This window comes from Mameliella sp. AT18, from assembly GCF_028807275.1.
Classification (GTDB): Bacteria; Pseudomonadota; Alphaproteobacteria; order Rhodobacterales; family Rhodobacteraceae; genus Antarctobacter; species Antarctobacter albus.
Genome location: NZ_JARAMO010000069.1, coordinates 25,923 through 32,869, shown reverse-complemented (window position 1 = coordinate 32,869; position 6,947 = coordinate 25,923). Strand labels below are relative to the sequence as shown.

Sequence of the window (6,947 nt, the reverse complement as noted above, 5' to 3'; positions counted from 1 at the left end):
GCCAGCGTGCCTTCCTCCATCGTGGGGGAGAGGGCGGGCATGAGGATTTCAGTTGGCATGTCAAACGCTCCTTCAGAACCCGCCCAACGCCAGAACGACGACGAGCCCGATCGCGATCGCGACGACCAAAATGACGATCTGCGAGATCAACACATTACCCATCGTCAGGTTGGACCCATCGAGCGGTTCTACGTACTTTGCCACCCAATAGGCCTGCAGGACGAAGACGGCGATGGACAGGATGCCGATCAGCACCGACAGAAGAGTCATTGCCCCCGCTGCGCCAAGGGCAAAGCCCAGGGCAAAAGACAGCACAAAGAAGCCAAGGAAAACAAGGATGTATACCTTGAAGAGCCCGCCATAGGGGACCCGCTTCTTGAACAGCCAGCGCAGGACCAGCATGACAAGGGCGGCATAGATCAGCTGGCCGATGACGCCACCGATGATGTTGGAGACAAGTGCTCCGGCAATACTTCCGTTCATGATGGATCCTCGGGTCAGGCGTCTGCGTAGATGTCGGTCCAGAGCTCGTCGAGCGCCGGTTCCGGGCTTTCACGGGCGAACTCGGCGGAGGCGTTGACCACCGCCTTGATCTCCTTGTCGATGGCCTTGAGGTCTTCTTCGGAGGCATGGCCTCCCTGCACCAGCATGTCGCGGACGTGGTCGATGGGATCGCGCTCCTCGCGCATCTTCGACACTTCCTCGCGGGTGCGGTACTTGGCCGGGTCCGACATGGAATGGCCGCGATAGCGGTAGGTCTTGATTTCCAAGATGTAGGGGCCCTTGCCTGCGCGGCAGTGTTTCACCGCCTTTTCGCCCGCCGCCTTCACTGCCAGTACATCCATGCCGTCGACCATCTCTCCGGGGATGCCGAAGGCGTTGCCGCGGTGATAGATGTCCGGGGTCGAGGTCGACCGCTTCATCGCCGTGCCCATCGCGTACTGGTTGTTCTCGATCACGAAGACCACGGGCAGGTCCCAAAGGGCGGCCATGTTGAAGGTCTCGTAGACCTGGCCCTGGTTGGCGGCGCCATCCCCGAAATAGGTGAAGGTCACGCGGCCGTTGCCCTTGTACTTGTCGGCAAAGGCAAGGCCCGCGCCCAGTGGCACCTGCGCGCCGACGATGCCGTGCCCGCCGTAGAATTGCTTTTCGCGGCTGAACATGTGCATCGAGCCGCCCTTGCCCTTGGAATAGCCGCCCTCACGGCCGGTCAGTTCCGCCATGACACCATTCGGGTCCATCCCGCAGGCCAGCATGTGCCCGTGATCGCGGTACGAGGTGATGCGCTTGTCGCCATCCTCTGCGGCGGCCTCAAGGCCCACGACGACGGCCTCCTGCCCGATGTAGAGGTGACAGAAGCCACCGATCAGGCCCATGCCGTAGAGTTGGCCGGCCTTTTCCTCGAACCGGCGGATCAACAGCATGTCGCGGTAATACTGCGTCAGCTCCTCGGGCGAGACATTGGGTTTCGCCGTTGTCTTTCGGGCTGCCATGACACTCCTCCCCAGGACTCGTTCAGTACTGAACTACTTCGGGCGAGGATAGGCGGGGTGCGCGACCGCGTAAAGCCTATACGCGTCCGGTCACGGGAGCGGGCAGAGCGGCGACAAGGGCAAGCGCGTGTCAGTGCACCACGATCTCGTCGCTGCGGATCAGGCCCAGCACGTCACGGGCCTGCTGGTCCAGCAGGTCGAGGTCCAGGAAATCGTCGGACAGGCGGCGTGTGAGGTTTTCCATCCGCGCGACCTCTGCGTGCAGCTCGTCCAGTTCGCGGGCCAGCTTGTCGCCTTCGACGGCGATTTCCGCGCGACGGAACAGGCCGGAATCCCCCTGCACGGCGGCAAAGGTGAAATAGGCCGAAAGGCTCAGCGTCACGGAGAAAAAGACCAAGGCCCCCAGCGAAGGGCGCGATCGACGGGATGTCATGTGTCTGCCTCAAACACGCGCCTCTTTGGGGGCGCATGGTGGGAGAGTGGCACAACCGCGCGGGAAAGGGAATCCCGCGCGGCACCTGATTCGCGGCGCGCTGCAAAAAGTCCTTGCAGCGTTGCATTCATGCACTCAGCGCCGTGGCGACTCGGTTTTCGGGGCGGGCGGGCGCGGGGGCGGGGCGCCACCCGGAACCGCCTCTGCGAATTCGTCGGGGTCGCCGCTGCGCAGGAACTGGGCGGCGCGCAGGAAGTCCAGCGGACCGAAGGGTGTCATGCGGCCCCCTGTGGATTGTCCCGGTGCATCGACGACAGCGTCTGCAGCAAGCCGCTGTAGTAGGTCATCTCGTCTTTCAGCATCAGCTTGCGCGATTTCAGCGCGCGCAGGCGGCTCATGCTGGGCAGGGGGCGGCGCTGTTCGGCCTCGATGTCCTGTTCCAGCGCGGCGTGGCGGCTGCGAAGCGCCTGAACGCGGGCCTCCAGCGATGGGGTGCCGGTCTTTGCTGTCTTCATCTTCGGGTCCTCCTCTGGCGTTACGGGATCGAGATGGGGGGCAACGGAATGCGGTAAAACCCAATGCAATGATGATTTTTCATTGGTTATTCCTATATCTCAGGAAACAGGAGGCCCGTCGTGCCCGAGACCCCAAGCCTGCGCCAGTTGCGCTACTTTCTCCTGCTGGCCGAGACCGGACAATATGGCCGCGCCGCCGCGCGCGCGGGTATCAGCCAGCCTTCGCTCAGCCTGCAGATTGCGGAACTGGAAAAGCGGCTGGGCCTGCACCTGGTGGAACGCAGACGCCGCGGTGTCGTCCTGACCCCCGAGGGCCGCGAGGTGCGCGCCCGCGCCGCCCGCATCGCCGAAGAGGTCGAGGCGCTGGTGGAAACCGCGCAGATGCTGGGAACGGGGAAGGCGGCGCAGCTGCGGCTGGGTTCGACCCCCACCATCGGCCCCTACCTGCTGCCCGGACTGGTCCGCCGCCTGCACGCCGCCGACCCGGACGCCAAGCTGATCCTGCGTGATGGCGCGCCGCGCGACCTGATAGAGGACCTGGTTGCCGGGGTGCATGACGCCATCCTGACGCAACTGCCGGTTCAGGCCCGGGACGTGACCGTGATCCGGCTGTTCCGCGAACCCCTGGTGGTGGCAATGGCCCATGATCACCCGCTGGCCGAGGCAGAGGAGGTGCGCGATACCGACCTGGCGGGACAGGACGTCCTGTCCCTGTCCAGCGCCTTTGCCCTGCATGACCAGATTGCCACGCTCTGCCGCGACCTGGGCGCGCATCTCAGCGCCGACTACGAGGGCACCAGCCTCGATGCCTTGCGCCAGATGGTGGCGATGAACATGGGGCTTAGCTTTCTGCCCGCGCTCTACGTACGCTCGGAAATCAGCGCGCCGCGTGGCGACGTGGCGGTGCGCCCCTTCCGCAAGGGGCGATTCACCCGGTCCGTCGGTCTGGTCTGGCGGCAAAGCTCGGGGCGGGCGGCCAGTCTCGAACGGCTGGCCGATGTGCTGCGCGAGGTCATTCGCGTCGATCACGCAGGTGTTGTCATTCCCGAGGGCTGAGAGCTCTCGACCTTGCGCGCGGTTTCCCCGATTGTGCGGCCATGACTCGTGTGTTTTTCGTCCTGACGATCTGTCTGTCTGTCGCCGCCTGCGGCCCGCGCGGCATGGTGTCCCTTGTCCAGGGCGTGACGCCCGAAGCTTATGACGCGACGGTGCAGCGGGTGTTCATCGCCAGCAATCGTCACCTCGAACAGGGGTCCCCCGAAGAGGCGCTGCACCAGGCCTTTGGCGATAGCCGCGACCCGGTGGTGAGTTATGGCCGTATCGACATTTCGATCCCGCCCAGCCACCAGCCGGGCCAGATCGAATGGCCGGGCAACGACCGCCCGGACCCGGCACAGCATTTCGTGGCGCTGTCGGGCGAGCGCTACGCCAGCCAACTGGCTTTTCTGCGCAACCTGCCGCGCCCGGGTGGGCGCCCCGACGTGGTGCTGTTCGTACACGGGTTCAACGTGAACAACGCCGAGGCGGTCTACCGACTGGCCCAGATCGCGCATGACTACAAGACAGAAGACCCGGTCATCAGCTTTTCCTGGCCTTCGGCCGGTGATCCGCGCGGCTATGTCTATGACCGCGACAGCGTGATCTTCGCACGCGACGATCTCGAATCCCTGCTGCTGGGGTTGGCGCGCGACAAGCGGCGGGTTCTCATCATCGCCCATTCGATGGGCAGCCAGCTGGTGATGGAGACGCTGCGGCAGATTTCGATCTCCGGCAAGGGCAGGGCGCTGACCAGCATCATGGGCGTGGCCCTGATCAGCCCCGATATCGACGAGGATGTCTTTCTCCGGCAAGCGCGCCGGATCGAACCCTTCCCTGAACCTTTCATGATCGTCGTGTCGCGCCGGGACCGGGCCCTGGGCCTGGCGGCCCTCCTGACCGGCACGCCGTCGCGGCTTGGCTCGATCGACGATCCGTCAAGGCTGGCGCAACTGCCGATCGAGATCATCGACCTCAGCACCATTCCCGGCGGTGACAGAGCGGGGCATTCCACAGCCTTTACCGCGCCCGAGGCGATCCGCCTGCTGCGCGACCTGTCCACGCCATAGGGGCGGCGTTGCATCGCTGCACTGCTATTGGCGGTCTGATGCAACAAAGGGCTGGAAACGAATCGCGCGCCAGTTAAATTTTCGTCGCATGACGAAAGGGTTATTCATCATCCTTCTGGCCGGCCTTGTCGCCGCCTGCGCCCCCCGGGGCCAGATCGACCACGTGCCGCGCGCCGTGGCCGGGGCTGCCGACCTGCGGCGCGTCTTTGTCGCCACCAACCGCAACCTCGCCCCCGAGGGCGACCTGGAACTGGTCCGTCAGGCCTTTGGTGCGGCCCGGTCGCAGGAACTGCGTTATGGTTGGGCAGACATCTCGATCCCGCCCACCCACGAGGAGGGAGAAATCGAATGGCCCGGCCGGGCCAGTCCCGATCCCGCCCGCCATTTCGTCACCCGCGACGGCGCGCCCTATGCGGGCAAGCGCCAGTTCCTCGACGGTCTGACCTCCGCGTCGCAGCCGGGGCGCAAAGACGTCGTGCTGTTCGTGCACGGGTTCAACGTCCGCAATGCCGAGGCGGTCTACCGGGTTGCGCAGGTGGCGCATGACTTCGACGCCAAGATCCCGATCGTGCTCTATTCCTGGGCCTCTGCGGGGCGGGTGCGCGGCTATGTCTATGACCGTGACAGCGTGATGTTCTCGCGCGACGGGCTGGCGCAGGTGCTGCGCGACCTCGCCAGCGAAGGCTGGCGCGTGACGCTGGTGGCGCATTCGATGGGCGCGCAACTGACGATGGAGGCGCTGCGCCAGGCGTCGATTGCAGGGGACGAGGCATCTCTCAAGGCGCTGCGCGGCGTGGCGCTGATCAGCCCGGACATCGACGAGGATGTCTTTGTGCAGCAGGCGTTGAAAATCAAGCCCTTCCCGGAACCCTTCCTCGTGCTTGTCTCAAAGATGGATTCGGCGCTCAGCGTCTCTGCCTGGCTAACGGGCAAACCCTGGCGGCTGGGATCGATCCAGGACAAGACGCGGCTGGCGGGCCTGCCGATCCGGATCGTCGATCTCAGCGATTTTCGCGGCGGCGACCGGCGCAAGCATATCACCGCCCTGACGGCGCCCGAGGCGATCAAGGTGCTTTACCGGATGGAACGGGAACTCGCCCGGCAGCGATAGACCGCCGGGCGCAAGGGGCGCTCAGGCCTCCAGCGCGGCGACGCCGGGCAGGGTCTTGCCTTCCATCCATTCCAGGAAGGCGCCCCCGGCGGTCGAGATATAACTGAACCCGGAGGCCGCACCGGCCTTGTTCAGCGCCGCGACCGTATCGCCACCACCCGCGACCGAGACCAGCTTGCCCAGTTCGCTGCGTTCCGCCGCGTGTTTCGCGGCGGCATTGGTGGCCGCGTCGAAGGGTGCGATCTCGAAGGCGCCCAGCGGGCCGTTCCAGATCAGCGTTTCGGCCTCGTCGATGGCCGCGATCACGGCGGCCACGGAGTCCGGCCCGGCATCCAGGATCATCGCGTCCGAGGGGCAGGCATCCGCAGGAACGGTCTCGTTTTCGGCGCCTTCCTTGAACTCGCGCGCCACAACCACGTCGGTCGGCAGGATGATCCGGCAACCCGCCGTCTCGGCCTTGGCCATGATCTCTTTCGCGGTGCCGGTCATCTCGTGTTCGGCCAGCGACTTGCCCACGTCGATGCCCTTGGCGGCAAGGAAAGTATTGGCCATGCCGCCGCCGATCACCAGCATGTCGACTTTTTCGACGAGGTTGCCCAGGAGGTCCAGCTTGGTCGAAACCTTGGCCCCGCCGACCACGGCAAGCACGGGCCGTGCAGGCGTGCCAAGCGCGCCTTCCAGGGCTTCAAGCTCGGCCTGCATCAGGCGACCGGCGCAGGCGGGCAGGGCATGGGCAAGGCCCGTGGTCGAGGCATGGGCCCGGTGCGCCGCCGAAAAGGCGTCGGAGCAATAGACATCCCCCAGCGCGGCCATCCCGGCCACCAGTTCGGGGTCGTTCTTTTCCTCGCCCGCGTGGAAACGGGTGTTCTCCAGCAAGGCGACCTGGTTCTCGCCCAGGCCGTCGATCACCGCAGCCGCTGCCGGGCCGATGCAGTCGCTGGCAAAGACGACCTCGACGCCCAGCACCGCTTCCATCGTCGGGATCAGCGGTTGCAGGCTCATGTCGGCGCGACGTTCGCCCTTGGGGCGGCCGAAATGCGCCAGAAGCACCGGCTTGCCGCCCTTGTCCAGGATGGTCTGCACCGTCGCCGCGATCCGCTCGATCCGCGTGGCATCGGTCACTTCCCCGTCTTCCATCGGCACGTTGATGTCGACCCGGGTCAACACGCGCTTGCCCTCAAGGTCCATGTCGTCAAGGGTGTTCCAGCCCATCTCTCACTCTCCGGTCGCAATTCCCCGGCCCACTAGACCCGATGTGCCGTGCAGGTCAACGCCGTCTTGGCTTTGCCC

The 6,947-nt window shown here is 65.4% G+C and carries 9 protein-coding genes; 3 read left to right on the top strand and 6 right to left on the bottom strand.

Going from position 1 to position 6,947, the window contains the following annotated elements; genetic code table 11:
- Positions 1-72 precede the first annotated feature (72 nt).
- From PVW46_RS08810 to PVW46_RS08790, 5 genes are all read right to left on the bottom strand, one after another.
- Positions 73-483: a hypothetical protein gene (locus PVW46_RS08810; protein ID WP_069208850.1), complete on the bottom strand. Its 411-nt coding sequence runs from the start codon at positions 481-483 to the stop codon at positions 73-75.
- A gap of 14 nt (positions 484-497) precedes the next feature.
- Entirely contained in the window at positions 498-1,493 is a 996-nt protein-coding gene (gene pdhA, locus PVW46_RS08805; RefSeq protein ID WP_069208851.1) for a pyruvate dehydrogenase (acetyl-transferring) E1 component subunit alpha, read from the bottom strand.
- Between the two features lie 130 nt (positions 1,494-1,623).
- Complete coding sequence (locus tag PVW46_RS08800; RefSeq protein WP_043143530.1) at positions 1,624-1,926, bottom strand: FtsB family cell division protein; 303 nt, start codon at positions 1,924-1,926, stop codon at positions 1,624-1,626.
- Between the two features lie 135 nt (positions 1,927-2,061).
- Complete coding sequence (locus PVW46_RS08795) at positions 2,062-2,205, bottom strand: hypothetical protein (RefSeq protein ID WP_190285435.1); 144 nt, start codon at positions 2,203-2,205, stop codon at positions 2,062-2,064.
- Positions 2,202-2,441 carry a YdcH family protein gene (locus tag PVW46_RS08790; protein ID WP_069211558.1) on the bottom strand — a complete coding sequence of 80 codons (240 nt, stop codon included), beginning with the start codon at positions 2,439-2,441 and terminating at the stop codon, positions 2,202-2,204. Before PVW46_RS08790 ends, PVW46_RS08795 begins: the two co-directional genes overlap by 4 nt.
- A 120-nt stretch (positions 2,442-2,561) precedes the next feature.
- Between PVW46_RS08790 and PVW46_RS08785 the strand changes: the two genes are divergently transcribed.
- From PVW46_RS08785 to PVW46_RS08775, 3 genes are all read left to right on the top strand, one after another.
- Positions 2,562-3,497: a hydrogen peroxide-inducible genes activator gene (locus PVW46_RS08785; protein WP_069211559.1), complete on the top strand. Its 936-nt coding sequence runs from the start codon at positions 2,562-2,564 to the stop codon at positions 3,495-3,497.
- Between the two features lie 41 nt (positions 3,498-3,538).
- A complete protein-coding gene (locus PVW46_RS08780) occupies positions 3,539-4,546 on the top strand; it encodes an alpha/beta hydrolase (RefSeq protein ID WP_083242514.1) in 1,008 nt (335 codons plus the stop codon).
- Between the two features lie 88 nt (positions 4,547-4,634).
- Positions 4,635-5,657: an alpha/beta hydrolase gene (locus tag PVW46_RS08775; RefSeq protein ID WP_052244574.1), complete on the top strand. Its 1,023-nt coding sequence runs from the start codon at positions 4,635-4,637 to the stop codon at positions 5,655-5,657.
- A gap of 21 nt (positions 5,658-5,678) precedes the next feature.
- On the opposite strand, the gene PVW46_RS08770 is transcribed toward PVW46_RS08775, so the two are convergent.
- Positions 5,679-6,869, bottom strand: a complete 1,191-nt coding sequence (locus PVW46_RS08770) for a phosphoglycerate kinase (RefSeq protein ID WP_043143536.1) — start codon at positions 6,867-6,869, stop codon at positions 5,679-5,681.
- Between the last annotated feature and the right edge of the window lie 78 nt (positions 6,870-6,947).